Annotated in this window: 29 protein-coding genes and 3 pseudogenes; 23 read left to right on the top strand and 9 right to left on the bottom strand. The window is 46.3% G+C overall.

From position 1 onward, the window contains the following. The first annotated feature begins 86 nt into the window (after window positions 1–86). The 4 genes from BZJ19_RS11870 (at window position 87) to BZJ19_RS11855 (ending at window position 3,133) form a co-directional block, all read left to right on the top strand. Window positions 87–683: a hypothetical protein gene (locus BZJ19_RS11870; protein WP_077675794.1), complete on the top strand. Its 597-nt coding sequence runs from the start codon at window positions 87–89 to the stop codon at window positions 681–683. Window positions 684–774: 91 nt separating this feature from the next. Then, entirely contained in the window at window positions 775–1,119 is a 345-nt protein-coding gene (locus BZJ19_RS11865) for a 5-carboxymethyl-2-hydroxymuconate Delta-isomerase (protein ID WP_077675793.1), read from the top strand. Between the two features lie 418 nt (window positions 1,120–1,537). Next, the gene (locus BZJ19_RS11860) at window positions 1,538–2,032 is read left to right on the top strand and encodes a DUF695 domain-containing protein (protein ID WP_077675792.1); all 495 of its coding nucleotides are present in this window, start codon (window positions 1,538–1,540) and stop codon (window positions 2,030–2,032) included. 93 nt (window positions 2,033–2,125) lie between these two features. Then, window positions 2,126–3,133 carry a hypothetical protein gene (locus tag BZJ19_RS11855; protein ID WP_201249194.1) on the top strand — a complete coding sequence of 336 codons (1,008 nt, stop codon included), beginning with the start codon at window positions 2,126–2,128 and terminating at the stop codon, window positions 3,131–3,133. A 337-nt stretch (window positions 3,134–3,470) separates the two neighbouring features. On the opposite strand, the pseudogene BZJ19_RS11850 reads toward BZJ19_RS11855, so the two are convergent. Next, window positions 3,471–3,968, bottom strand: a pseudogene (locus BZJ19_RS11850) (IS110 family transposase); the annotation flags it as partial. Window positions 3,969–4,174: 206 nt separating this feature from the next. Between BZJ19_RS11850 and BZJ19_RS11840 the strand changes: the two are divergent. Then, window positions 4,175–4,630, top strand: coding sequence for a GNAT family N-acetyltransferase (locus BZJ19_RS11840; protein WP_077675790.1), 456 nt, complete (start codon window positions 4,175–4,177; stop codon window positions 4,628–4,630). A 274-nt stretch (window positions 4,631–4,904) separates the two neighbouring features. Next, window positions 4,905–5,420 carry a P-loop NTPase family protein gene (locus BZJ19_RS11835; RefSeq protein ID WP_077675789.1) on the top strand — a complete coding sequence of 172 codons (516 nt, stop codon included), beginning with the start codon at window positions 4,905–4,907 and terminating at the stop codon, window positions 5,418–5,420. Between the two features lie 229 nt (window positions 5,421–5,649). Here BZJ19_RS11835 and BZJ19_RS17365 read toward each other — a convergent pair. Further along, window positions 5,650–5,757 (bottom strand): annotated as a pseudogene (locus BZJ19_RS17365) (IS110 family transposase); the annotation flags it as partial. Window positions 5,758–5,865: 108 nt separating this feature from the next. On the opposite strand from BZJ19_RS17365, the gene catB reads away from it, so the two are divergent. Next, complete coding sequence (gene catB / locus BZJ19_RS11830) at window positions 5,866–6,498, top strand: type B chloramphenicol O-acetyltransferase (RefSeq protein ID WP_077675788.1); 633 nt, start codon at window positions 5,866–5,868, stop codon at window positions 6,496–6,498. A 37-nt stretch (window positions 6,499–6,535) separates the two neighbouring features. Beyond that, window positions 6,536–6,889, top strand: coding sequence for a hypothetical protein (locus tag BZJ19_RS11825; protein ID WP_131826401.1), 354 nt, complete (start codon window positions 6,536–6,538; stop codon window positions 6,887–6,889). A gap of 45 nt (window positions 6,890–6,934) precedes the next feature. On the opposite strand, the pseudogene BZJ19_RS17505 reads toward BZJ19_RS11825, so the two are convergent. Next, window positions 6,935–7,106, bottom strand: a pseudogene (locus BZJ19_RS17505) (type II toxin-antitoxin system RelE/ParE family toxin). Further along, a complete protein-coding gene (locus BZJ19_RS17460; protein ID WP_420876437.1) occupies window positions 7,103–7,309 on the bottom strand; it encodes a hypothetical protein in 207 nt (68 codons plus the stop codon). The pseudogene BZJ19_RS17505 and the gene BZJ19_RS17460 overlap by 4 nt, the downstream one beginning before the upstream one ends. Before the next feature lie 82 nt (window positions 7,310–7,391). Between BZJ19_RS17460 and BZJ19_RS11815 the strand changes: the two genes are divergently transcribed. The 11 genes from BZJ19_RS11815 to BZJ19_RS11760 all read left to right on the top strand — a co-directional run bounded on the left by BZJ19_RS11815 (window position 7,392) and on the right by BZJ19_RS11760 (window position 13,943). Further along, entirely contained in the window at window positions 7,392–7,673 is a 282-nt protein-coding gene (locus BZJ19_RS11815; protein WP_077675786.1) for a type II toxin-antitoxin system Phd/YefM family antitoxin, read from the top strand. After that, complete coding sequence (locus BZJ19_RS11810; RefSeq protein ID WP_077675785.1) at window positions 7,670–7,972, top strand: type II toxin-antitoxin system RelE/ParE family toxin; 303 nt, start codon at window positions 7,670–7,672, stop codon at window positions 7,970–7,972. Before BZJ19_RS11815 ends, BZJ19_RS11810 begins: the two co-directional genes overlap by 4 nt. A 785-nt stretch (window positions 7,973–8,757) precedes the next feature. Further along, window positions 8,758–9,006, top strand: coding sequence for a hypothetical protein (locus BZJ19_RS11800; RefSeq protein WP_235608225.1), 249 nt, complete (start codon window positions 8,758–8,760; stop codon window positions 9,004–9,006). A gap of 144 nt (window positions 9,007–9,150) precedes the next feature. Beyond that, complete coding sequence (locus BZJ19_RS11795; protein ID WP_157891188.1) at window positions 9,151–9,837, top strand: GNAT family N-acetyltransferase; 687 nt, start codon at window positions 9,151–9,153, stop codon at window positions 9,835–9,837. Window positions 9,838–9,990: 153 nt separating this feature from the next. Further along, a complete protein-coding gene (locus BZJ19_RS11790; RefSeq protein ID WP_077675842.1) occupies window positions 9,991–10,329 on the top strand; it encodes a hypothetical protein in 339 nt (112 codons plus the stop codon). A gap of 56 nt (window positions 10,330–10,385) precedes the next feature. After that, window positions 10,386–10,931: a GNAT family N-acetyltransferase gene (locus tag BZJ19_RS11785; RefSeq protein WP_077675782.1), complete on the top strand. Its 546-nt coding sequence runs from the start codon at window positions 10,386–10,388 to the stop codon at window positions 10,929–10,931. A 138-nt stretch (window positions 10,932–11,069) separates the two neighbouring features. After that, complete coding sequence (locus BZJ19_RS11780; protein WP_131826400.1) at window positions 11,070–11,543, top strand: hypothetical protein; 474 nt, start codon at window positions 11,070–11,072, stop codon at window positions 11,541–11,543. A 221-nt stretch (window positions 11,544–11,764) separates the two neighbouring features. After that, window positions 11,765–12,262 (top strand): ASCH domain-containing protein, encoded by a 498-nt coding sequence (locus BZJ19_RS11775; RefSeq protein ID WP_077675780.1) that lies wholly within the window; start codon window positions 11,765–11,767, stop codon window positions 12,260–12,262. Next, a complete protein-coding gene (locus BZJ19_RS11770) occupies window positions 12,259–12,654 on the top strand; it encodes a GFA family protein (protein ID WP_077675779.1) in 396 nt (131 codons plus the stop codon). Before BZJ19_RS11775 ends, BZJ19_RS11770 begins: the two co-directional genes overlap by 4 nt. A gap of 31 nt (window positions 12,655–12,685) precedes the next feature. Beyond that, window positions 12,686–13,426 (top strand): SDR family NAD(P)-dependent oxidoreductase, encoded by a 741-nt coding sequence (locus BZJ19_RS11765; RefSeq protein ID WP_077675778.1) that lies wholly within the window; start codon window positions 12,686–12,688, stop codon window positions 13,424–13,426. A gap of 34 nt (window positions 13,427–13,460) precedes the next feature. Further along, entirely contained in the window at window positions 13,461–13,943 is a 483-nt protein-coding gene (locus BZJ19_RS11760; RefSeq protein ID WP_131826399.1) for a hypothetical protein, read from the top strand. 126 nt (window positions 13,944–14,069) lie between these two features. On the opposite strand, the gene yciA is transcribed toward BZJ19_RS11760, so the two are convergent. The 3 genes from yciA to BZJ19_RS11745 all read right to left on the bottom strand — a co-directional run bounded on the left by yciA (window position 14,070) and on the right by BZJ19_RS11745 (window position 16,597). Then, on the bottom strand, window positions 14,070–14,468 hold the full coding sequence (yciA, locus tag BZJ19_RS11755; RefSeq protein WP_069590096.1) for an acyl-CoA thioester hydrolase YciA: 399 nt from the start codon (window positions 14,466–14,468) through the stop codon (window positions 14,070–14,072). A gap of 92 nt (window positions 14,469–14,560) precedes the next feature. Continuing rightward, window positions 14,561–15,103 (bottom strand): septation protein A, encoded by a 543-nt coding sequence (locus BZJ19_RS11750; protein WP_077662984.1) that lies wholly within the window; start codon window positions 15,101–15,103, stop codon window positions 14,561–14,563. Between the two features lie 150 nt (window positions 15,104–15,253). After that, window positions 15,254–16,597 (bottom strand): sodium-dependent transporter, encoded by a 1,344-nt coding sequence (locus BZJ19_RS11745; protein ID WP_069590100.1) that lies wholly within the window; start codon window positions 16,595–16,597, stop codon window positions 15,254–15,256. Window positions 16,598–17,163: 566 nt separating this feature from the next. On the opposite strand from BZJ19_RS11745, the gene cls reads away from it, so the two are divergent. The 4 genes from cls (at window position 17,164) to BZJ19_RS11725 (ending at window position 21,227) form a co-directional block, all read left to right on the top strand. Beyond that, window positions 17,164–18,624: a cardiolipin synthase gene (cls, locus tag BZJ19_RS11740; protein ID WP_069590102.1), complete on the top strand. Its 1,461-nt coding sequence runs from the start codon at window positions 17,164–17,166 to the stop codon at window positions 18,622–18,624. A 222-nt stretch (window positions 18,625–18,846) separates the two neighbouring features. After that, window positions 18,847–19,152, top strand: a complete 306-nt coding sequence (locus BZJ19_RS11735) for a hypothetical protein (RefSeq protein ID WP_069590104.1) — start codon at window positions 18,847–18,849, stop codon at window positions 19,150–19,152. A gap of 304 nt (window positions 19,153–19,456) precedes the next feature. Continuing rightward, window positions 19,457–19,999 carry a putative pterin-binding protein gene (locus BZJ19_RS11730; protein ID WP_077675777.1) on the top strand — a complete coding sequence of 181 codons (543 nt, stop codon included), beginning with the start codon at window positions 19,457–19,459 and terminating at the stop codon, window positions 19,997–19,999. A gap of 10 nt (window positions 20,000–20,009) precedes the next feature. Continuing rightward, a complete protein-coding gene (locus BZJ19_RS11725) occupies window positions 20,010–21,227 on the top strand; it encodes a GGDEF domain-containing protein (protein ID WP_077675776.1) in 1,218 nt (405 codons plus the stop codon). A 32-nt stretch (window positions 21,228–21,259) separates the two neighbouring features. Here the strand turns inward: BZJ19_RS11725 and trpA are convergent, their stop codons facing one another. Together trpA and trpB are read right to left on the bottom strand one after the other, a co-directional pair. Beyond that, window positions 21,260–22,081 (bottom strand): tryptophan synthase subunit alpha, encoded by an 822-nt coding sequence (gene trpA, locus BZJ19_RS11720; RefSeq protein ID WP_077675775.1) that lies wholly within the window; start codon window positions 22,079–22,081, stop codon window positions 21,260–21,262. Next, on the bottom strand, window positions 22,078–23,271 hold the full coding sequence (gene trpB, locus BZJ19_RS11715; RefSeq protein WP_077675774.1) for a tryptophan synthase subunit beta: 1,194 nt from the start codon (window positions 23,269–23,271) through the stop codon (window positions 22,078–22,080). The genes trpA and trpB overlap by 4 nt, the downstream gene beginning before the upstream one ends. Window positions 23,272–23,342: the final 71 nt, after the last annotated feature.

The following is a 23,342-nucleotide window of genomic DNA, read 5'->3' as shown; positions in this document are numbered from 1 at the left end:
GCTTTAAGACGGATTCTTCGGGGGCTGGACCTCCGTTTCGGCGCTTCGCGCCTACACTGGGCCGCTGCTAAAGGCGTTAAGCTATTATGAATATCGATCATTATCAAGAGTACAGAGAATTCGAAGAAAAAGGACTGAAGAAGCCAGCATCAAAGGCGCTGCGTAACTTTATTTCGTCATTCGAAAATGAAATAGAAAAAGAAGAATGGGTGTGGGAGTATCTTCCTACATTACAAACAAATAGGCATTCGAGAATTCGTCATGAGATATTCCATGAGCTGGTATACCCAATTTTAAAGGCTGGTTACGAGAACAACCATTTTGCTAGTACTCTCTGGTTGGGTAAGCTCGTACAAAATATATATCAAACTCAGCAGCTTCATGAAGAGCTAAACTGGATCAGTGAGTTAAACTTATACAGCAAAAGCTACGAAATTGACCCGAGTAACGATGAGGCTCGGTTGCTTTTGCTTAAGATATTAGTATCGTGGCTCGAATACTCTGGGCACGAATGGCCAAGCGGAATTTTGTATGGCAATGATGGTGCTACTATTGAGCAGTGTGAAGAAATAGGTGCTGAGGTTGAAAGAGTTCTAAAACTAGATAAAGAACATGCACATAGTGAGTTTATCGAACAATATGTTAAAAAACTTAGCGAATACCGATCTAGGCTTAACAAGTAAAGGCAGTCGGAAAACCAAAGGCTACGTTTCACTTCGCTTTTGTTTTCTGCTGTTTTAGGCGTTAGCAATACAATGATAGTTAGGAGGATGAATGCCACATTTTGTAATGGATTGTTCAGAAGGTATTTTAAAGTCTCATGATGAAGAGTTTATTATCGAACAAATCTTTTTGGTAGTTCATGGTACAGGGCTGTTTGATGTGAATGATATCAAGGTCAGAATAAACTCTTTTCAAACGTACTCAGTGGGTAATAAGCGAGAGGATTTTATTCATGTGTTTGCATCTATCATGCAAGGAAGAACTACAGAACAGAAGGCTATACTATCTCAACAAGTCGTGTCAAAGCTTGTTGCCTTGTTTCCTAATGTTCCCAACATCGCTATGAACATAAGAGACTTTGAAAAGGCTACTTATTGTAATCGAACAATGCTGTAGTGTATTGCTAACAAACGAATATGTCTTCAATCACTAAATATTGGTGAGGTTTTTCTCTTGATACAACAGCGTATCGCCTAACAGGCGGTCAATACGTTTAATCGTATGTTTAACTGAGGTTTGCGTCTCAAGCTCAAGTTTGGTGAGGGTTAAATTAGCGCCGTCGAGTAAGGTTTTAGTAGTAAGAGTAAGAGAAATAAGCCGTTTTTGGTGAGTTTTGGGGCACTACTTTGACAGTGTTTGTAGTAGGATCTGCTTATCACGCATCGTTAGCATCGCTATTGAATCTGTCTGTATCGAGTGTTTTTTTGGCGAAATCCAATCGATCAGAGGGAGCGATGTATGTCTACCTCATTGTTTTAAAATATATTTATGAGGAGTTCGCTAGTTGCGGACGTTATGTTCCAGGAGAAATGTTGTGCTAGGGAAGTTGTTTGGAAGAAAAAAGGAAGAGCCTCTCAAAGAAAATGAGGTGCGTGTAGTCCTTCCTGAGGAGTCCTACACGCTGATGGAATGGGAAGAGGACAGCTTGCCATGTATTGGAATGCTCAATTCTGCACTCAGTGACTTCGAGCACAAACAGATTTTTGGGTGGCACCTTTCAGTGATCATCGACTTTGAGGAAACAGTCGAAAATGGCATGCCCTCGGAGGAAGAAAGAGAAATTATCGATCCGTTCTGCGACAAATTGGACGAAGAAATCAAAGTAGGAGGAAACGCTTTGTTCCTTGTTAGAGAAACTTGGAACAAAACTCGGCGCTTGGTCTGGAGAGTCTACGATCCAGAAATTGCCCATCAACACCTTCAATACTTAGTTGATCACCACCGGCATCCTCGACCTTTTGATTGGAGTATGGAACAGGACCTTGAGTGGGGCCAGGCCGAATGGTACTTCAAGCAACTAAGAGCATAACAAGTGGCTGTTGTCAGATGTGCCTACGCTGCGCTCTGGCACGCCGTAAAGCTAAGCATTAAGAGGCAAGAATAGTAGGTGCAACAATCACAGATGATGGAAGATAAGATTATTTCAGCAGTGAAAGCTTTTGCTAGATCGATAAACTCGGGTAGCAAAGTCGTCGCTGATATGTCTGAACTAGTTGAAGTTACGTCTCAGTTACCTCTTTCGAGTTTTAACTACTGGGAGCGAGTTATTCGTTCAGAGTTTTCTTCAGCTATTAGTGAGTCTATTCCCCCTAAGTGGAAAGTGTGGTCTAAACCCAAGGAGTTAGTAACTTGGCTTGATCTTATTAGCTGGGATGGTTACAAGCGTGAAAAAGCACTTAGGACTCTATCTGTGGCTGCGCCAAATGCTTTCTTTTTTTCTCTTGCTGTTCGTAGGCTCAACGATTGGGTTCCCCAAGTTCGTAAAGCAGCTAGGGAAACGCTTCCAGAGATAGCAAGGTCAAGTGATCCTGAATATGTAGTAGAGGCATTATGCGTCGCGCTTTCCAATTGGAACTCTTGGGGTAGGATAGAAGAAGGGGATAAAAAGGTTCTTTTAAAAATCATTTCTGAAAAGGAGATAGCAAAGTCCTTTCGGACTAAATTGATTTTGTCTGCTTCTGGACCTATGCCATCACTCTTTTCTCAGCTTGGCCGCACTCCGATACTCGATGGGCAAATTGAAGAAATAGCTAAATCCGCTATTCAGCCTTCGGTTCGAGCTAAAGCATATCGCAGCTTATTTGAAGGGCGGGTTGCATGGTTCGAAGGCCGCAAATGGGAGTGGACTGATATAAGATACTGTGAAGGTAGGCTAAAACCTATCGTTGGCGAGAGAAAATTAGAAATTAAAACTCCACTAGTTGATTTACTAAAAAGTTCATCTGAAGATCGTTCATCCATCGCTAGGCGTGTTTCAGCGGAGTTTTTAATAAGAGAATTGGGCAATCCTAGCATTAAAGCCAGAGAATTTGCCGAACGCTTTGCTTCGGATAGCTCACACGCTGTATCTGAAAGGGGTGAGTTTGCCTTAAAAAAATTAGATGAGGCAGAGCGTGACAATGCCTTTTAACACATATGAGCCCTTCTCCGGTCAATAGGCAATAGCATTTTTTGGCTGCGCCAGCAGCCAATGCTCTCGAACAGCAAAGTCGTCTACTTCGCTCTGTCATTTCCGCCATTAAGTCATTGCTTACGGCAAACACATATAGAAGGTCTGTTACTGCGGTCTCACCGCTGCCTGCCAATCATGTGACAGGGCCATTAGACATTACTTCCGTTCCCACGCAGGAGCTATTCAAAAAGAAAGCTAAACGTTTGTTTTCCAGTTATCTTCAGGCTCAGTTTGGGGGTAAGCAACGTTGTTGTCCGTTGAAGCGGTTGCGAACCAGCTCTCTGGCCTAGGGATAGCGTAGTTGGAGATTAGGTGCAGGATGATTGTACTGACTAAAGGTGTTGGAGACATGGGCTTTCAAATCAGCACCGTGACGCATGATTTTGGTTCGGCGGCGAAGTAAATCGCGAGTGGCTCTCATCGCTTTTGGATAGACATAAGCCAGCGGAAAGTTACCACCCCTGAGAAGAGAAGCAATCTTATAGGAGTCAATGCGGTCGTTTTTGGTTTTGCCGCCGTGAATGGCTTTCATGTACAAGGCATGGCCGAGCACAAAGTCAAAGGCGTAATCGAGGCAAAGGTCACTCACCCAATACCAGCAATGCATACACTCGACGCCGACAACAATTTGGTCTTGAAAGGGCGCGAGAATGTCTAAGAGTGCGTCAGAGTTGGCGTCAACTTTCTTATGAACTACGGTGTTACCTGCAGAATCAATGATACAGACGTAAAGAATGCGCGCATGCAGATCAATGCCGCAGTAATAATCATGCTGTTGGTTATAAAATCTCATCGAGTCTTCTCCTTTTTGGGTTTGTCGCCTTCCAGCTTAGCCTGATGGTTAAGCTGAAGGCTCAATGAGTATCAAACTGCTCAAGAGGGATTCGCAACGCGTGGCATCTTTACTATGCGTTCAATTTGGTGATTAAGGTGGTTTGCGGCGACTTCGGTATTGCGTTGCTCACCCCTTAGCAGGGCGTTAGTATTTTTAGGAAGTGTATGATTCATCCTTATAAAAGTGAATATAAAGCACGCTGTTTTGAAATTTTTAATGAGCTTGATGGCTGGTTTGGTAGTGAAGAAATTAATTCCGACTATGCAAACCAACTAAGTGAAGATGGAGCGTTCGTCGCAATCATAGATGGTCAAGTTGAAGGCGTTATTTCAATTGATTGGCACTTCGAGTCCACAGCAGAAATTTATTCAATGGCAATAAGCTTAAAGAATCATCGTAAAGGCTTAGGAAAGAAACTGATGCTTTCTGCTGAAAAACTTGCCAAAGAGAAAGGCTTTGACTTCCTTCATGTCAAAACATTGGGTGATCAAGTGCCGCACCCAGGATATAAGAAAACTAGAGCATTTTACGAAAATTATGGTTTTAAGAGATTGTTCCAGACTAAAGACCTTTGGGATGGATTGCCGACTATGCTTTACGTAAAATCAATAGAATACTAACAATAATAGGCACGGCGACTCGTAAACTCGCGCGTGCTATAGGCGTTATATGCTTTGGCAACCGATTCAACCCTTTTCAAAGACAAATTGACAACTGAGTGTATTTATATAACAGTGACTGTATGAAAGTTGAACAAGTGCAATTGAACAAGCGAATTATCATCATTCCTTAGGAATGGTGGGATTTTGTGTGCTTTGGATAACTCGACCCCACCCTATAAGGTGGGTTTTCTTTTTCTGCCTTTAGGGAACTAGTCTCTTGGAGGAATTTAAAATGAAAAAGGTAGCTGTTTTTGGAAAGCCTGGTAGTGGAAAATCAACAGTGAGTACAGTGTTAGCGCAAATGAGCGCTTTACCGCTCTATCAGTTAGATTCAATTGTTTACAAACCAAACGGTGAGTTTGTAGCTCGAGAAGAATTTGATTCTGTTCACGATGATATTCTTCAGTCAGAGTCGTGGGTCATTGATGGGCTTGGTCCTTTACGTTCTTTTTATGAACGCTTAGCTGCGGCAGATACTCTCGTTTACATAGATATACCATATTCAGTGAGCTATTGGTTTGTTACTAAGCGCTTTTTGAAAGCGCTCTTTGTTAGGCCAGAGGGTTGGCCTGATGGAAGTTCAGTTTTAAAAGGAACTTTAAATAGCTATAAAATGCTCAAGTTAAGCCCTAAGTTCTGGAACGATGAATTTAACTCTAAGCTAATCGAATACGCTAGTAATAAAGAAGTCTACATCATCAAAACAGTGTCCGAGCTAGATGATTTTGTTTCTAAGCAAGCTAAATAGTACGCATATAACACATATGAGCCCTTCCCCGGTCAATAGGCAATAGCATTTTTTGGCTGCGCCAGCAGCCAATGCTCTCGAACAACAAAGTCGTCTACTTCGCTCTGTCATTTCCGCCATTATGTCATTGCTTACGGCAAACACATATAGAAGGTCTCTTACTGCGGTCTCACCGCTGCCTGCCAATCATGTGACAGGGCCATTAGACATTACTTCCCGTTCCCACGCAGGAGCGTGGGAACGAGTTATAGAGAATGACTTTTCCGTGGTCATCCACCGCGTGAAGAGAAAAGTGGTGCTTGGCGAGAACAGCGCCACAAATGAATTGAGCAGACATGGTTACCCCCATTATCCAATGGCTGCACCTAAGTGTGGTAGATTTCAAGAGGGGGAATCCATATCATTCGTTAGGCAATGATGTCATTCTGGATTGGATGTAAATTAAATGAAAAATTACTTTGAGAGCCCTTTCAAGGGGAAACCTCTGATAGAGCAAGTTAAGAACCCCAATATTAAGGTAGGCCGCTATAGCTATTATTCAGGCTATTATCATGGACACTCATTTGATGATTGCGCTCGATATCTCCTGCCTGATCGTGATGACGTCGATAAATTGATAATTGGAAGCTTTTGCTCTATCGGATCGGGAGCTTCTTTTATCATGGCTGGCAATCAAGGTCACCGATATGATTGGGTGACGTCATTCCCTTTTTTCTATATGAGTGAGGAGCCGGCATTTTCGGAATCATTTGATGCTTTCCAAAAGGCAGGTGATACCGTTATAGGAAGTGACGTGTGGATTGGGTCCGAGGCCATGATTATGCCCGGCGTAAAGGTTGGCCATGGAGCGGTAATTGGCAGTCGGGCTTTGGTTACCAAAGATGTAGAGCCATATACAATTGTTGGTGGCAACCCCGCAAAAGCGATAAGGAAGCGCTTTTCAGAACAGGAAATTTCAATGTTACTAGAGATGAGGTGGTGGGATTGGCCGTTGGAGAAAATTAAAGAAGCAATGCCTCTTTTGTGTTCGTCCGATATTGAAGGTTTGTACCATTTTTCGCAGCGCTCGGGTGCCTAACAAACGGCTGTTGTCGCCCCAAGTCCTAGAGTTATAAGTGTCTATGAAAATCGCGATATTTGTCTTAATCATTCTGCTGGTCGGAACCAATGCGTTTTGGTTTTACCAAGCGCTAGATTCTGGTATCACGGCAGCTTATCGGGATGACTCAATCGATAAGCTTCAGGAAACACAGGCACAGCTTATGGCTTCCATACCCAAGCTGGCAGCCTCTCAGGAAAAGGCCGAAATTGTTGCTACTTTCGAGTCTGTCACAGACCAAGAAACTTATGAAAAAGAAGGCTGTATCTGGGTGGGCTGGGTAGGTCTGAAGTTTGGCGACGACGAAAGATTATTGGCGGTTTCGCCATCTTGGTCATATCAGCAGGGAGACCCTTGCTTTGATAACTAGACTGAGTCATCTCTGTAATTAGCGTTAATTCCCCAGAGAAAGCAATTAATCCGTAGGGGACTTTTGTTTATGGTGGAGAACACGCATCACTCGGATGATATCGTCATAAGCCCAGTAAGAGATAATCATCGAAATCTCAGGAGTCAGGGTTGAAGTCATAGAGAAACTCAAAGATCTTTTCACGATCATTAAGTGACGCTTCTTCCCATACAATCACTGCTTACCTCGATGACGAATTTTGGCTTTGCGCTCTTCCATTTGAGATTTAGCTGTCTGGTGCTCAACGAAAACGGAGTTTCCTGAGTCAAACTGCTCAAACGCATGGTTTACTCGTTCAGTAAGTTCACGACAAGCATCATTCAACGTGCGGCCATGATGTGGGGATCGTGGGCGAGTTTGTTGAATTCTCTCACTCAATATAGGACACCACTATAAACACCTTGCCTGCTGCCGGGCAGTAACGTACTCTTAGTTGTACACATAAACGTACTAAGGTGATTTCATGTCAAGGGTTCGAGTAGATGAAGATATCCGCCCTCTGTCTGAATTTCGAGCAGGTGTAGCGACATTTGTAAAGCAGATCCATGAAACGCGTCGTCCTATGGTGCTGACACAAAGAGGCCGTGGTGTTGCCGTACTGTTGGATGTTCGCGAGTTCGAGAAGATGCAGGAACGTCTGGAGATACTAGAAGATGTATATAAGGCTGAAGAACAGATAGCCTCTGGGGATGGTATTGCACATGAAGATGCGAAGGCACGTGTTCTGAGCAGGCTGGCTCGATGAAGATAGTTTGGTCGCCGCTTGCGCTGGAGCGTGTTGAGGATATTGCTCTGTATATTGCAGAAGATAACCCAGCTGCTGCGATACAGTGGGTTGATGACTTATTTGCCGCGGTCGAGCGATTAGCTGATTTTCCTAAAAGCGGGCGTATGGTTCCTGAGGTGGGGGCTCCTCGCATCAGAGAGCTGATATTTGGAACGTATCGGGTAATTTACAGCGTCAAAGATCAGATCGATGTACTGACAGTACGCCGCAGTAGCCAGTTATTGCGGATGTCCGAGATCGGTGGTGACGAAACTTAACCAGCGGTTGCACTTCGCAGTTGAATTCGCGGTGCTCTGCTTCCCACCGCTAGTCGGCTCCAAACAGGCAGTTGAGCTGGGCGGAATGGTAAGAATTAGTCATATAGTAAGGGATATTGAGCAGAAATGGCATATACATGCCCTAAATGCGGGTGGAAACATAAACCAAGCCAAGAAAAATATTACAGAGCGAAAGGATTGGAAAAGCCTATATGTGAAGATTGTAATCCATCATTGAAGCAGAGGTTAGCTAGTATGCGGAAGGGTAGTATCGTTAACGCATTTTCGAATACGTATATGGGGTATGGGCCGTTAGCATCAATTCCATATACTCCTGTAATACTACTTATACCTGCAGGATTGACATATTTTTTCCAAGGTGGTGTGGTTAATGTTCTGAGTTTCTTATGCTTTCTTTTAGGATGGGTTGGCAACTATTATGTGGCGACTAAGGTTGGTGACAAGCTAAGAACTAGGCTATTCCGAGGTGAGTCAGTATGTTTAATCATACTTGGATATTATACACCACTTTTATTAATAGTCATCGGTGTGGTGATAGCCTTCCTCACAATATAATAATTAACATCAAAAACGGTTTTTTCGTCAAGCACTAAGTTTAGTGCTAGGTTTATAACTCGTACCTGCGCAGGAGTGTAGGTACGCTATAAATAATTAACTCGATATAGTAATCTCTTATATTAGAAATTGTATTGAACTGATTGTAAATAATCAAGATAAGACCCTCGTTTTTATTTATGTCATTATATAAATGGAAAATACTCATTATGGAAGATTTAGCCGATTTATTAAAAAGTAATGGTTTAAATGCCAGAGTAAAAAATGGAAAAGTTTCAGTTAGACTTGACGGTCTCTCAAACCCAGTTTCGATAGTAAAAGATATATCTGACGATGAATGCAAAGTAAAAACGAACGATTCTATTATAACGGTTTTCGCTTGTTTTTCTTTATTTTTGGGTCTTTCAGGCATATATGAAGGTAGTGGTAAATTTTTAATTAGTTGTGCATTTGTTTAAATGGCTATAGCTTATTTTTTTCAGTACTACTTACAGAAGTTGACTAGGCTTCGTGCTATTTTAACGGCATACAATCGCGGAGAGCACGACTAATAATGCGTGTCGCGTAGCTGGCACTTTTGACTAAGTATGGAGAATAAGGCGATGGATAACATTGATAAATCTTGGCTTGCGCGTTTGGGCGTGAATCATATTGAGAGCAATTATATTTTCACTGGCTGCGACTATTATAAACGAGGTGGTGAAGAGGATTTAGCGTTTCTGTATGCGTCTGATAACCTGACACTGGTCAGCTGCAATGAAGACGTTCGAACAGTTCTAGAAAAAGCTAAGCTGCGATCGCTGCATGACTATATCAACGGTTTAAATCCTCAAGCGTTTGAGGTCTATATTGATGATATTGATTATTATCTATCAGGTCATATTTGTGACGCTAAATCAAAGGTAGAGATTGATCAGCTCACGCTTGAAGCCCATCGAGAATGCATCGAACAATTTATCACAAGGTTTGATGAGGAAGAATTATTTAAAGCGGATTTTAGTCTGGACTCAGACTATTTCTATATGGCATATCTAGAAGGGCAGCCTGTTGGGATCATTGCGTCATATTGTGGCGTCGAGCCCTTTGAATCGCTGTCTATCTTGGTGACACCAAGCTATCGTCAGCGTGGTGTCGGCAAGGCACTGATTTCAAGGTGGGTCAAAGAGGTTGAAAAGAGGGGACGTGTCGCCAGATATCGTGCCAACCGGGAAAATATTGCCTCCCGACGCCTTTGCGAGTCGTTAGGCTTTGTTGCTCACAGTCATATTCAAATACTGGCAAAACTATGAGTAGCGGCAACGACCCAATACGCATTGGTGGGGTTATCGCAATATGATGAGTGGGAGAGGGGTTTGTGGCTGATATTCATGGAGATTAAATGTTGTCTTTAGAACCCTCCATTGAGATTGTTGATGACTCATTTTTTAAGGGCGTTTTTGAGTATGATTAATTGGCTACGGGCTTTACTCGTGTTTGGGGCTTTGGCTGTCTCTTTTTCATCGATGGCGCAGTCGCTACCAGAAGGAGCGATCCAAGAAGGAACGCTAGCTAATCAAAAATTGATCCAAGATGCGATGGCAGGGGTGCTTGTTACGGTGGCATCTCAAGGCTGTGAGAAGCCAAAGGAATTTGTACCTTACGTGCGGGAAATGCCGTCAGGTGAGGTAGGTACAAGGGTGTGGCGGGAGCTATGGATTATCGAAGGCTGTGGTGACACCTATCCGATAAAACTTCGCTTTCAGGAGGCGGGAGCTGGCGCCGCGAATTGGATGATTGAATAAACCGCACTGAAAACAATAAACGTCGACAATTATGTCGCATTAATAATGAGGAAAGTATGTTTACATTGGATGTTAATCGTGACCTAAAATTGGAGCTTATCAATACACGCTTTGCGCCGATTTATCTGGATATCGTTACCCGCGATCAGGAGTATTTAAGCCAATGGTTAGTGTGGCCACCGCATGCCCATGATGAAGCGTTCTTTTTGAGCTTTATTAAAAAATCCCTTCACGATTATGCAGAAGGTAAATCATTGGTATGTGGCATTATTTATCAGGGGCAATTGGTAGGCAGTGTGAGTTACAACACTATCAATCAGTCGCTTAAAAAGGTAGAAATAGGATATTGGCTGAGTTCTTTACACCAAGGGAAAGGGATTGTGAGTCAAGCCGTGGCTAAGCTCATTGAGCTGGCGTTTACCCAGTTTGGTATGGAAAAAGTACAGATATCGGCGGCAACGGAAAACACGCCAAGCCGAAAGGTCTGTGAGCGTTTAGGGTTCACACTCGAAGGTGTAATACGTCGTGCTGAAAATTTAAACGGACGCATTGTCGACCATGCCATTTACGGTTTAGACCGTACAACGTGGCTCACACAATAAGTTATATCTCCAGTTTTAGGATGTGAGTGGATTGACTAGTCTGTTATTATTAAATAGTAAAAATCTTTGACTATCCACTGAACGATATAAAATGAGTTTTATATCTTAATATGCGCTATTGGGAATAATTTAAATAATATGAATGTAAAAATTTTTTCAGTTGCCTTTTTGGTTTTTTTTCTAACTGCCTGCTCTTCAACAACTAGCAAACCAATAGATAGAGACTTGTTTGTTGGTACTTGGCACTGCGCTAGCCCGACTCATGCCGATGACCTAAATTTTGATGGAAAAACGACCTATTGGACTGATGGTTTATTGGATGGGACCGCTATTTTTGATGGACAGATGCCTGATGTTGACGGCCGATTCTTGTTTGAAGTCAATATTCAGGGCACTTGGGAACTGAAGCATAATAAAGTTTATGAGTACATCGAAAGTGTATCGGTTGAACCATTGAACGAGCTGTCTAAGTCGTTTAAACCTATGTTCACTAAAGCAATTGAGAGTAATGACGAATCTGTTTCAACCGTGTTATCGGTGGACTCAGAGTATCTGTTTTGGCATAGCCAAGGAAATGCTAGTGTTGACCGTTGCGAGAGAGTATTAAACTAACGGTATAACTTTTATATTATTATGGGCAATAATCGATGGGTTAATAGATATATTTATTGGCCTATCGATATTTATTTAGCACTACTCTAGCTCACTGCCTACTTTTAAGTAGGCGATTTGAGTCGCTCGAATATATTCTTTTTTAGAAAGCCTACAGGGACAAATATACAGCATCTCATTTTGGAGTCACGCTGGTGTGGTGTCACTAATCAAGGATCATGATGAATACAGAACAACAGGAATTTTTAAACGCCTACCTTGCCACCTTAAGTGAAGCAGAACGTCAGGCGGTGCCTGAAGCCATTGCCGAGTACTTTTGTGCGGATGAATACAATGCCAACGAATGCGCCCGTTTGATTGATCAAGGCATAAAACGCGCATCGTGCAGCTTAAAAGCTTGCTACGAGATCGAAAACGAACCTTACCCGCAAGTCGGGCGTTTAACCGTGGTGCTTAACTGGGCGCAGCAGCCGGTTTGTATTATTAAAGTGACTGAAGTGAGCGAGTGCCCGTTTGATCAAGTGACTGCTGAGTTCGCCGCAGCGGAAGGTGAAGGCGACAAGAGTTATGCGTGGTGGCGGCAGGCACATCTTGCGTTTTTTGAGCAAGAGGGGCAGGCTCTCGGTGTACCGTTTACAACTCAATCCCCTTTGGTGTTAGAGCGCTTTGAGAAAGTCTATCCGCTTGATCACCATGAAACTGAGCAGGTAAGCGCATGATAAAACAAGTCGGTCAAACGCTCATCCAACCCGAACACTTGGCTCGCTGTCACTGCGGGACGGTTGTGTTAGCCCTCGCGTTACCCAATGGGATTGAAAACCCCAGACGCTGCGATTGCTCGATGTGTCGACGCCGGGGCGCCATTGTTGGCTCAGTCAAGCTTGCACAATTGCGTGTCGTTGCTGGCAGTGAGCAACTCAGTGTGTATTCCTTTAATACTCACACAGCTAAGCACTACTTCTGCTCACGCTGTGGCATTTACACCCATCACCAACGTCGCTCCAATCCGAGTGAGTTTGGGTTCAATCTTGCCTGCTTAGATGGCGTCAATCCGTTTGAGTTGGAGAATATTCCCGTGATGGATGGAGTTCATCATCCAGCGGATCGCTAGGATGTCGCGGATATCGTTTTGAGGAGTGGCTATGACGAAATTGGCATTTGTATCGGGTGGGTCGAAAGGAATCGGTTTAGGCTGTGTTTTGCGGTTAGTTGAGGCAGGTTATCAAGTGATCACGTGCTCGCGCAACGTAGATGTGTGGCAGGCCGTTGTTACTGAATACCCTGCACTTAAAACCGTTGATTATCAACAAGCTAATTTAGCCGATCAGGCTTCGCTAGAGCAGCTTTTCCGCCATATTCGCGAGCAATATGGTCAGTTAGATATTGCAGTAAATAATGCCTCACCGGCGTTAGGATCGAGTGGCCTTTATCATCAAGTTGATATGTTTGCGTTGAAAGAAACGTTAAATAATGACTTTTGGGGGCACGCCCAATGCTTGCAGTATCAAATTAAGTTGATGGAGACAGGTGGAGCCATTGTTAATGTCAGCTCAATCAATGGCTTGCGACCAACGCCAAATGCAGCGATGTACAGTGCGGCAAAGCATGCCCTAGAAGGGCTAACACAATCCGTCGCGCTAGAAGCAATCAGAAATAATATCCGTATTAACGCTGTGGCGCCGGGCGTAACGTGGACACCAAGGTGGGACGAGCGACAAACTCGTCAACCGACAATAAAGCTCGATGTTGAAGAGCAAGTGCCCGCCAAGCGCTTTGCACGCGTGGAGGAGGTTGTTGATGCCATTGAGTTTTTGCTCTCGGATAAAGCTAGTTATATCGTCGGCCATACGCTCGTTGTTGATGGTGGCCTCTCTTTGGTGTAAGCCATTTACATAGGATTAAGAGAATCACATTAATATGAAATCGCTAAATACATGTGTTGTACTTTTTTTCTCTTCGTTGGGGTTATCCTCCGCGGCAGCGTCTGAACTGCCGATCAATAAGAGTAACGTAACGGGGCAGTGGATATGCTCATTTACTATGCAGGGAGACAAAGTTTATGAGGAAAGTTGGGCATTAAAAGATCACAAGGAATTCGTATTAAATGGGCGTGTTGAATATTTTCTTGGCGAGGAAAGTGCGCGCTTTTCATACAATGCTACGGGTGAGTGGGAGTTAATCAACGACACGATTAAGCTGGTTTACAATCCTTTTGAATTTCAGAGCAATGATAGCTTTAGCCAAGCCTATCTGTCAGAGATTGAAACCGTATACATTACGCCAGCATGGAATGGCACTCGGCGATTTCAGTACGACGTTGAGGCGTTATCTGAATCGCGTATGCAAATCGGCGATGACTACGACAGTTGGCAATGTAAAAGAAACGCAAGCGCTGACTAGGGCGTAGCAAACCACATCAACACCTGCGCTGCTTAGCTTAACCAGCGTGTTGTAGCGCGAAGTCGCTCGCTAGTGATGTGGCGATGAGTTGAAGAATAAGGGCCTGTTGATTAGCAGGCCCTTTTTTTATTTTTTGATCGGACGCGGACGACCGCTTTCATCAATGGCAACATAGTTAAATACGGCATCGCTCACCTTGTAGCGTTCGCCGACACCGTCATGCTTAACCGGTTTTACCCATACCTCGAGCGCGACACTCATCGAGGTATTACCAATGCGACTGCATGTCCCATAGCAGCAGACCACATCACCCACGCTAACTGGCGCTTTGAAGGTAATTTCGTTCACTGAGACAGTCACGACACGTCCACCAGAGATTTCTTTGGCGAGGATTGCGCCGGCTAAATCGAGCTGAGACATGATCCAGCCGCCAAAGATATCGCCATTGGCATTGGTATCGGCTGGCATCGCAAGTGTACGCAGCAACAGTTGGCCGCGTGGGCAGTTGTTTTTATTGTCAGACATGGCTCTCTTCACATCTTATTCAAAAGGGGCTAGCCCCTTTTTTCAGGATAAGATTAGAATTGTGACCTCTGACACAGCATTTGGGCAAGTTTTTATTGGTCCGAGTTGCTCTCTTTGGGCATATGGCGGTAGATGTAGATACCTGTCGCGATGAGATATAAGAACGTTAAGATCATGGTGCCAAACACTTTAAAGTTCACCCAGACATCAAGCGGCATGCTGTATGCGACGTAAATATTGACCCCGGCTAATACCGAGAAAAAACTCACCCACGCCCAGTTAATGGTGCGCCATACGCGATCGGGTAAGTCTAGTTCTTTGCTGAGCATGTTTTTGATTAAGGGTTTACCCATCAGCTCAGAGGCCACCAAGCCCACCGCAAACAACACATAGACGATGGTCACTTTCCATTTAATGAAGTTGTCATCATGGAAGAAGAGTGTCATTCCCCCAAACACCGCCACTAAAGCCGCAGTGACAATCTGCATTTTCTCCACTTTTTTATACAGCACCCACACTAAGGCGACTTGGATCAGGGTCGCGATGATCAGGGCGCCTGTGGCGACATAAATATCGTAAAACTTATACAGCGCGAAGAAGATAATGAGTGGAATAAAATCAATCAGTTGTTTCATAAAACGACACGATGCCTTTTAGGCGGATTGAACAAATGTTTTGGCAGTGTAACCAATTGTGGCGAGGGGAGGAAATACGAAATGGCGTAAAAAGGGGGAAGAGAAGATACCGCCCAGCGCATAACACCTCATGTACTGAGCGGTGTGCGGTTAGATCCAGTCCCAACCAAAGACCAAGATCATTAAGATGGGGCAAATCACTCGTACATAGCCCGGCCAGATCTTCCAAAACCAGGTTTCGCCAAGCTCAGGGCTACCTTGCACCAGCTCTTTCAAGATTTCGTTACGGTGCCACAACCAACCTGCGACCAAGGCAAACAGCAGGCCGAGAATAGGCTGTGCGTATTCGGTGGTCACGGTAACCACCAAGCCGAACAGATCGCCAAAGTTATACACAATGGTGGCAGAGGCAAGGGTGATCAAACCACCAATCCACCAAACGGCTTTCTCGCGAGACTGGCGCAGTTCTTCGGTTGCACAAGCCACGGGCACTTCAAGCATTGAAATGGCCGATGTGAGAGCCGCAATGACCATCAGTAAGAAGAAAGCGAAGCCGATAAACAAGCCAGCACTGCCCATGGTATCGAACATGGCAGGCAAGACGCTGAAGACCAGAGTATCGCTGCTGAGTAGATCCCCGCTTTCACTGTAAATCGCTACCCCGTTATGCTGGGCAACGAACATCGCTGGCATAATCAATAGTCCGGCAATAAAGGCGATACCGGTATCGAGCAGTGCTACTTGGGCGGCAGTTTTGGGAATACTGGCTGACTTTGATAAGTAAGAGCCATAAACCATCATTACGCACACACCGAGAGAGAGCGAGAAGAAAGCCTGCCCCATTGCACTCACCACCAGACTTGGCGAAAGATGAGAAGGATCGGGGATCAGGTACATTTTTAACCCCTCAATCGCGCCAGGCTGGAACAAGATATACACCACCATTACCACGAAGAGTAAAAACAGTACCGGCATTAAGCGAGACGACCAACGCTCGATCCCGTTAGCAATCCCGTTACGAACCACCAAAATAGTTGGCACCATAAAGCACAGCATGAGGGCAAGGTTACGGGTTTCGCTAAATGACTCTAACCAGTTCGCCGCATTAACAAAACCCAGCGCGGTAAGCAGTGGTGACACCATAAAGCCGACCAACCAACCAGCGACAATAGCATAGAAGCTAAGGATACCGGTTGCCCCGAGCATACCGACTAAGCCGAGTAAGCGACCCAACCATTTTTGCCCACCTGCCACTGAGGACAAAGACCGAACCGGGTTAGCATTGCCGTAGCGTCCAATAGTGAGTTCTGCTATTAAAAGGGGATACGCCAGGACAAAAACCATGATCAAATAAATGAACAGAAAAACGGCGCCGCCGTTTGAAGCTGTTTGGGTCGGGAACCCCCAAATATTGCCCAGCCCAATCGCTGAGCCGGCTGCCGCCAAGATAAACCCTAATCGGGATGAAAATTGTGCGCGTTGTGTGTTTGCCATATCTACTCGTCAGTTTATGCGACATACCCGTTTAGCTCTACGCGAGTGCGTCCAGCTGCTTGGGTATAGATGATTGATACTGCTCATAATGCCCATCGCTGATGCGCGAGCGACACCTCATGGTGTGTAAACTTATAATTACAGATTGAAGCTAGTGATTCGTTCCTCTAAGGCTCGTAAGTAAAACAGTTTATGCGTAAAATTTGAAGATCTTGCCGTATGTAATACCCCCAAACGAGCCAACTTCCCGATATTCTTTCCGCGTCTGCTTACTTATTCACCGATAGCGAGTGCGATTCACTGTCTATAGTCAGTACCACAGTGGCTTTCTCTGTCGCAATTATTGATTTAACACAATGTTAACAAGGTGATGTTGCGTCACGTATTTATGTGTCGGTTATTCATCTATGACATTTCTACTGTGGGCCACTTCACTTTTGGTGACTGGTGTTGTCATAAATCTAGACAAAACACTGCTTGCACCCAGAGGCAAGCTAGGCAGAATAGGGGAAGACCATGTGGTTGATAACCCGTCGATTCCAACAATAAGGTGTGCGCAAACAAGCATGGAAAAAGTCTACGAGATCCTGACTCTTATTTTGTTACTCGCGTATTGGCTAACGATCGCGGCGGTCACTATTCGTGTGGTCTTTAAGCGTCGTGCGCTCGGGGTGTCTATCGCATGGTTGATGATTATTTACATCCTGCCGATTGTCGGTGTCATCGCCTACCTGCTATTTGGCGAGCTCAATCTAGGTAAGACGCGTGCGGTACGTGCCAAAGCGATGTTTGAACCGTATCGGCAATGGTTGCTCAGCTTACAGGCGTGTCCGGCGCATCGTCCTCAGCACGTGCGCGAGCAATCTCATCATGTTAACCAATTATGCCAAGCGCGGATTGGTGTCCCTGAATTAACGGGCAACCAACTTCACTTGCAGACCGATCCGGCAGATATTCTTAAATCCATTGCCTTTGATATTCGTCACGCTACACAAAGCGTGAACATGGTGTTTTATATTTGGCATCCTGGCGGCCATGCCGATGAGGTTGCGCAAGCCGCGTGTGATACCGCGAAGCGGGGCATTCCGGTTCGTATCATGCTTGATTCTGCGGGGAGTAAGACGTTTTTCCGCAGCAAATGGCCCAGTGTGATGCGAGAAGCGGGGATAGAGCTGATTGAAGCACTGGCCGTCAATCCGTTTCGGATGTTTTTCCGTCGGCTCGACATTCGCCAGCACCGCAAAGTGGTGATTATCGATAATCATCTGGCATACACAGGTTCGATGAACATGGTCGATCCGCGCTTTTTTAAGCAAAACGCGGGCGTGGGTCAATGGGTAGACGTGATGGTACGTGTCACCGGCCCCACCGTTCCTGTGCTCAGCAGCATCTTTTCTTGGGATTGGGAAGTAGAAACGGGACTGCGCAATTTACCCGCACAACCAGAATGCTCACTCATTGAAGATCACCAACATGCCAATCACGCGGTGCAAGCCATTCCATCGGGACCGGGTTTGCCGGATGGTATGATCCAGCAGGTGCTAACCTTGGCTATCCACCAAGCCCATGACAGCATTACCATTACCACGCCGTATTTGGTGCCGAGTGAAGGGCTACTGTTTAGCCTACAAACGGCAGCGCAACGAGGCGTGAAAGTGACAGTGATTGTGCCGGAGAAAAACGATTCCTTAATGGTGGAGTGGGCCAGTCGATCCTTTTTTGCCGATCTAATGGCCTCAGGTATTGAGATCTACCGCTTTGGCGGCGGCTTACTACACACCAAATCTGTGTTGGTTGATGAAAAGTACTGTTTGATTGGCACCGTAAACCTCGACATGCGCAGCTTGTGGTTGAACTTTGAGTTAACGCTCACGGTCGATGATCCTGATTTTTGTGCCAGTGTGAACGCGTTACACCAGCGCTATCTCACCCAATCTTTGCGTGTGGAACCCAAAACGTGGCAACAACGACCGGTTTATCACAAGCCGATTGAACAGTTTTTCTACATGTTCAGTCCGTTGCTATGATCTGCGCGCGCGTTTGATTGAACATGCACAAAGTGCGTTTGGTTATGCTTACCGTATAGGGGCCGTTATCCTAATCGCTTGTCAGTATTAAGATTATTAAGTGCCTCACAATTGGTAACCATTTATTCCCTTATATCCTAAAAATCCGGCGCCTTTCGCTGCCGTTTGAGGGCAGAGTTACTACACTTACTAGTGCCCCATATCGAGTGACAGGAGGTAGACATGTCTATCCGTTCACGCAGTTATACATTGAACACCACACCCGCGCGAAAGGCGCACGTGCGGGTCGTGCCAAATGGCAATGTGTTGATCCAGATTGCCAACGAAAAAAAACCGCACCTCGCGGAATTTGATGAGGTGAAGTTTGAGCGTAAAGGAAAAATCACCCAGCTGGTCGCAGAGCATGTCGAGCCGGGAAGACGAGAAAATTGGGCACTGCCAATGCATCATGATGATGCAAACGAGCTGGCGTCCTTGATTGATCAGGCTCAGGAAGAGCTTGAAATATTAATGCGCGATCTTAGCTAATCAGCGTTGTTTGCCTGTCGATACACACAGTATCGGCAGGCTTTTTTGTTTATGGCCTATTGCCACCGTCAGCTCTCTATCCCTGACTTTTTTTGTGCTGCGAGTTTATCTCAATTGTGAGATTTGTTAATAAATGCTGGCTCAAACACTATAAATCGTTAACCCCTTTCAAGCACACTAGTCCCAACAGCGTCACATCCGTGACGTAATACAGACACGTGACTTACATTTGTGAGGCCAGCTTCAAGCCCCTTGCTGCTGACCGCCAAGTCTCCGGTTGTCGTTATGATGTCACTGGTGAAAAATGAAAGAAAAACCTCGCACAGCCTTTCTTGCAGCACCTATTGTATTGCTGCGTGGTTTAGTTCAAGCCCCCACTGTCGCGATGGTGGTGATTGGCGTTTTGATTACCTTCAGCGCTGTCGCCTCCTTGCGCGTGCCGATCAATCTCACCGTAAGTGTTACACCAGAGCACAGTATGCGATTCAATCGACAGGCGCTCGAGGCCTTACCTTCGGCACAAATCATCACTCAGACCCCATTTACCCAAGGTGAGCAACGCTTTGAGGGTGTGGCGCTATCAACCGTTTTGGACGCTGCGGGGATAGGGGAATGTGCTGACTTAACACTGAGCGCGATGAATCGATACCAAGCGATACTCAGTGCCGACATGGTGGCACGTTATCAGCCAGTGATTGCGATGAAACGCAACGGGCAAGCGATGACACTCAGAACACTCGGTCCACTTTGGTTAGTGTTTCCTCTCGACCAATACCCGGCCATTCAGAATGACCGATTCTACTCGGCAATGGTGTGGCAGCTGACTGACATAGCGTGCCAGCCCTAAGGAGTGACGAATGATGAGAAATGCCCAACTGAAGGTGATGCCGATTAAACGCACTATTTTAGTGGTGTGTATTGCGATCATGGCAGTCGGTGTGGTGTTAACCACCAATAAGATCACCGCGTTATCTGAGCGCCTAACCAATGGCCAAAGCAAGCTTGTGTGGTATATGCTCAGCTTGTCCAAAGAGTACGATGCGCTGATCAGCTTGCTGGAACGCTACCAAGGTGGAAAGAGCAGTTTTGATCAGTTGGCGATTCAGCACGAGATCTTATGGAGTCGCTTTCCGGTTGCGATAACAATGGCGAATAGTGGTGATACGGAACAGGCGCATCCGACGGCGCTACTAAAAGCCCTGTTTGCTGATCTTAAAGGGTATGAAAGCCGCTTCTATGCCTTGCGCTTTTCCAGTCAGGGCATGAGCCCGCTGATTGCGCATTATCGCCAGCAGCGTCAATTGCTCGATGGCTTTTTTCAGCAATCGTTAGCCATGCCGGGTCATGGTTATCGCGAGCATACGCGGTTACTTAACCAGCTCGGACAACTGACCACCGTGATGACGTTAGGGATGATAGCCGTGGGCGCGACAGTATTGATGCTGCTGGCATTGGATGCCAAACGCTATTATCGCTTAGCGCGCGAAGACCAACTGACAGGGTTGCACAATCGCCATTGGCTGTTTGATACGTTAAACGGTCGCTATGTATTCAATACCCATAATATGGCGATATTGGTGATCGACCTTGATGGCTTTAAGGCGATTAACGACAACTTTGGCCATGATGTGGGCGATCTTTTTCTGTCTGCGTTGGCAGAAAAGCTAGCGATGGCACTCCCGCCGCATGCGGTCATTGCACGGTTAGGAGGCGACGAGTTTGCAGTGGTGATGCCTTATCAGCGCGACGATGAGTCGAGAGTGCTTGCTCGTGTTCTTGTCGACGTGGCGCATCAACCGATCCTCATTGACACATACCTCTGCCAAGTGTCGGCCAGCGTGGGTATCGCGCATGGAAAGGATAAACTGAGCGGAGAGCGTTTACTGACCCATGCGGACACGGCAATGTACGCCGCAAAGCGGGCAGGGAAGAACCAATATCGCATGTATCATGACACTATGCAGCCTCCCAATGGAAAACGGCACAGTCGTGAGGAATCGCGGTTCGAAGAGGTCACATATCAGGTAAGTAGCCATCCGCAGGGCGATGCTGAACAGACATCGCCCAACGCTTAGTGTTATCAAGCTCAGTGTTATCCAGCTTGGTATTATTGGCGTGCTGTCGCCGCTTTCATGGTTTTGACGAAGTCCGTTAGTGCCGCCAGCATCGTGGGCACATCATGTTGATGCTGCTCGATGATTTTCACCACCGCCGAGCCAGAGATGGCGCCTGCCGCCCCAGCGCTGATTGCCGCTTGGACTTGCTCAGGGGTTGAGATGCCAAAACCAAGCAGCGGACGCGGTGCTTCATGATGATGCAAGGTGCCGAGTAAATGCTCAACCGGAGCCTCTGCTTTGGCTTCTGCCCCTGTGACGCCGGCGCGCGACACCAGATAGGTATAGCCACGACCCAGCTCCGCAACCTGAGCCAAGGTTGCATCGTCTGCGTTGGGTGGGGCAATAAAAATCGGATCAATACCATGCGCTAGCGCTTGTTCGCGAAATGGCGCAGATTCAGCAATTGGCACATCTGCTACCAGCACCGAATCGACCCCGACGTCCGCACACCGGCGGTAAAAAGCGTCAATACCACGGGCGTAGACGAGGTTGGCATACATCAGCAACCCAATTGGAATGGTCGGATGCTTGGCGCGAATGGCTGCCAGCATGTCGAAACAGGTATCGGGTGTGGTGCCAGCGGCTCGTGCACGTAATGTCGCGTCTTGAATAGTAGGTCCATCAGCCAATGGGTCGGAAAACGGCATACCAAGCTCCAGCGCGTCGGCGCCGCCTTCAACCAAGGCATCGACCACGGCGAGTGATTGTTCTGGATTTGGATCCCCCAAGGTGACAAAAGGAACAAAGGCACCTTGCTGTTTGGCATCCAGATTTGCGAACATCGCTTGATATCGAGTTGATGATGCCATCATGACAGCTCTCCTTTTCCTTCTAAAATGTCATATACAGTAAAGATATCTTTATCGCCACGTCCGGATAGATTGACCACCAAAAGCTGCTCTTTTTCAGGATCAGCGGCAATCATTTTTTGGGCTTGAGCCAGTGCATGGGCAGATTCTAGCGCGGGAATAATACCTTCGTTGCGCGCAAGTGATTGAAACGCTTCTAAGGCTTCATCGTCGGTGACCGCCGGATATTCGGCACGACCAATGGCGTTAAGGTGCGCATGCTGCGGCCCCACCGACGGGAAGTCTAACCCTGCAGACACTGAATACGACTCTTCCACTTGACCATATTCATCTTGCATCAATGGGGACTTCATACCGAAGAAAATACCGGGCTTGCCGTGCTTTAAAGGCGCGCCGTGTTGGTCGGTATCGAGTCCTTTGCCCGCGGGCTCAACACCAATTAAACGCACATCTTTGTCTTCGATAAAGTCAGCAAACATGCCAATCGCGTTTGAGCCACCGCCCACACAGGCGATTACCGCATCCGGCAATCGGCCTTCTACCTGCTGAATTTGCGCACGGGTTTCCTCACCAATAATACGCTGAAACTCGCGCACAATGGTCGGGAAGGGGTGCGGGCCTGCCGCAGTGCCGAGCAAATAGTGGGCGGTATCATAGTTGGCTGACCAGTCGCGCATCGCTTCGTTACATGCATCTTTTAGCGTCGCAGAGCCCGCATGTACTGGGATCACAGTGGCACCCATCAGCTTCATTCGAAACACATTAGGGCTTTGGCGCTCAACGTCTTTGGCCCCCATGTAGATGCGGCATTTCAGCCCCAAGAGCGCACATGCCAGTGCGGTCGCCACACCGTGTTGGCCGGCTCCGGTTTCGGCAATGATCTCTGATTTGCCCATACGCTGGGCAAGCATCGCTTGGCCCAGTACTTGGTTGGTTTTGTGCGCCCCGCCGTGCAGCAAGTCTTCACGCTTAAGATACAGCTTGGTGTTCGTCCCCTTGGTGAGGTTACGACAAAGCGTCAACGCGGTGGGTCGTCCGGCATACTCTTGCAGCAGGCGGATAAAATCGTCTTTAAATTTCGGGTCGTCTTGGGCATCAATAAACGCCTGTTCGAGCTGATCAAGCGCAGGCACTAGAATTTGGGGCACATACTGACCACCAAATTCGCCAAAATACGGGTTAAGCTTGCTCATAATTATCCTTTTACGTCTTTAACTGGGGCCGAGATACGTTGACTGTCTTGGCGACATCTATCCTCTCAGCC

Source organism: Salinivibrio proteolyticus (assembly GCF_001996165.1).
GTDB classification, from domain to species: domain Bacteria; phylum Pseudomonadota; class Gammaproteobacteria; order Enterobacterales; family Vibrionaceae; genus Salinivibrio; species Salinivibrio proteolyticus.
The sequence above is the reverse complement of the archived record's forward strand: the minus strand, read 5'-3'. Positions and strand labels throughout refer to the sequence as shown.

Excerpts from the sequence above, each read along its gene's own strand:
- BZJ19_RS11870 (WP_077675794.1), top strand. The coding sequence starts at position 87 with ATGAATATCGATCATTATCAAGAGTACAGAGAATTCGAAGAAAAAGGA.
- BZJ19_RS11865 (WP_077675793.1), top strand. The coding sequence starts at position 775 with ATGCCACATTTTGTAATGGATTGTTCAGAAGGTATTTTAAAGTCTCAT.
- BZJ19_RS11855 (WP_201249194.1), top strand. The coding sequence starts at position 2,126 with ATGATGGAAGATAAGATTATTTCAGCAGTGAAAGCTTTTGCTAGATCG.
- BZJ19_RS11840 (WP_077675790.1), top strand. The coding sequence starts at position 4,175 with ATGATTCATCCTTATAAAAGTGAATATAAAGCACGCTGTTTTGAAATT.
- BZJ19_RS11835 (WP_077675789.1), top strand. The coding sequence starts at position 4,905 with ATGAAAAAGGTAGCTGTTTTTGGAAAGCCTGGTAGTGGAAAATCAACA.
- catB (WP_077675788.1), top strand. The coding sequence starts at position 5,866 with ATGAAAAATTACTTTGAGAGCCCTTTCAAGGGGAAACCTCTGATAGAG.
- BZJ19_RS11815 (WP_077675786.1), top strand. The coding sequence starts at position 7,392 with ATGTCAAGGGTTCGAGTAGATGAAGATATCCGCCCTCTGTCTGAATTT.
- BZJ19_RS11810 (WP_077675785.1), top strand. The coding sequence starts at position 7,670 with ATGAAGATAGTTTGGTCGCCGCTTGCGCTGGAGCGTGTTGAGGATATT.
- BZJ19_RS11800 (WP_235608225.1), top strand. The coding sequence starts at position 8,758 with ATGGAAGATTTAGCCGATTTATTAAAAAGTAATGGTTTAAATGCCAGA.
- BZJ19_RS11795 (WP_157891188.1), top strand. The coding sequence starts at position 9,151 with ATGGATAACATTGATAAATCTTGGCTTGCGCGTTTGGGCGTGAATCAT.
- BZJ19_RS11790 (WP_077675842.1), top strand. The coding sequence starts at position 9,991 with ATGATTAATTGGCTACGGGCTTTACTCGTGTTTGGGGCTTTGGCTGTC.
- BZJ19_RS11785 (WP_077675782.1), top strand. The coding sequence starts at position 10,386 with ATGTTTACATTGGATGTTAATCGTGACCTAAAATTGGAGCTTATCAAT.
- BZJ19_RS11780 (WP_131826400.1), top strand. The coding sequence starts at position 11,070 with ATGAATGTAAAAATTTTTTCAGTTGCCTTTTTGGTTTTTTTTCTAACT.
- BZJ19_RS11775 (WP_077675780.1), top strand. The coding sequence starts at position 11,765 with ATGAATACAGAACAACAGGAATTTTTAAACGCCTACCTTGCCACCTTA.
- BZJ19_RS11770 (WP_077675779.1), top strand. The coding sequence starts at position 12,259 with ATGATAAAACAAGTCGGTCAAACGCTCATCCAACCCGAACACTTGGCT.
- BZJ19_RS11765 (WP_077675778.1), top strand. The coding sequence starts at position 12,686 with ATGACGAAATTGGCATTTGTATCGGGTGGGTCGAAAGGAATCGGTTTA.
- BZJ19_RS11760 (WP_131826399.1), top strand. The coding sequence starts at position 13,461 with ATGAAATCGCTAAATACATGTGTTGTACTTTTTTTCTCTTCGTTGGGG.
- yciA (WP_069590096.1), bottom strand. The coding sequence starts at position 14,468 with ATGTCTGACAATAAAAACAACTGCCCACGCGGCCAACTGTTGCTGCGT.
- BZJ19_RS11750 (WP_077662984.1), bottom strand. The coding sequence starts at position 15,103 with ATGAAACAACTGATTGATTTTATTCCACTCATTATCTTCTTCGCGCTG.
- BZJ19_RS11745 (WP_069590100.1), bottom strand. The coding sequence starts at position 16,597 with ATGGCAAACACACAACGCGCACAATTTTCATCCCGATTAGGGTTTATC.
- cls (WP_069590102.1), top strand. The coding sequence starts at position 17,164 with ATGGAAAAAGTCTACGAGATCCTGACTCTTATTTTGTTACTCGCGTAT.
- BZJ19_RS11735 (WP_069590104.1), top strand. The coding sequence starts at position 18,847 with ATGTCTATCCGTTCACGCAGTTATACATTGAACACCACACCCGCGCGA.
- BZJ19_RS11730 (WP_077675777.1), top strand. The coding sequence starts at position 19,457 with ATGAAAGAAAAACCTCGCACAGCCTTTCTTGCAGCACCTATTGTATTG.
- BZJ19_RS11725 (WP_077675776.1), top strand. The coding sequence starts at position 20,010 with ATGATGAGAAATGCCCAACTGAAGGTGATGCCGATTAAACGCACTATT.
- trpA (WP_077675775.1), bottom strand. The coding sequence starts at position 22,081 with ATGATGGCATCATCAACTCGATATCAAGCGATGTTCGCAAATCTGGAT.
- trpB (WP_077675774.1), bottom strand. The coding sequence starts at position 23,271 with ATGAGCAAGCTTAACCCGTATTTTGGCGAATTTGGTGGTCAGTATGTG.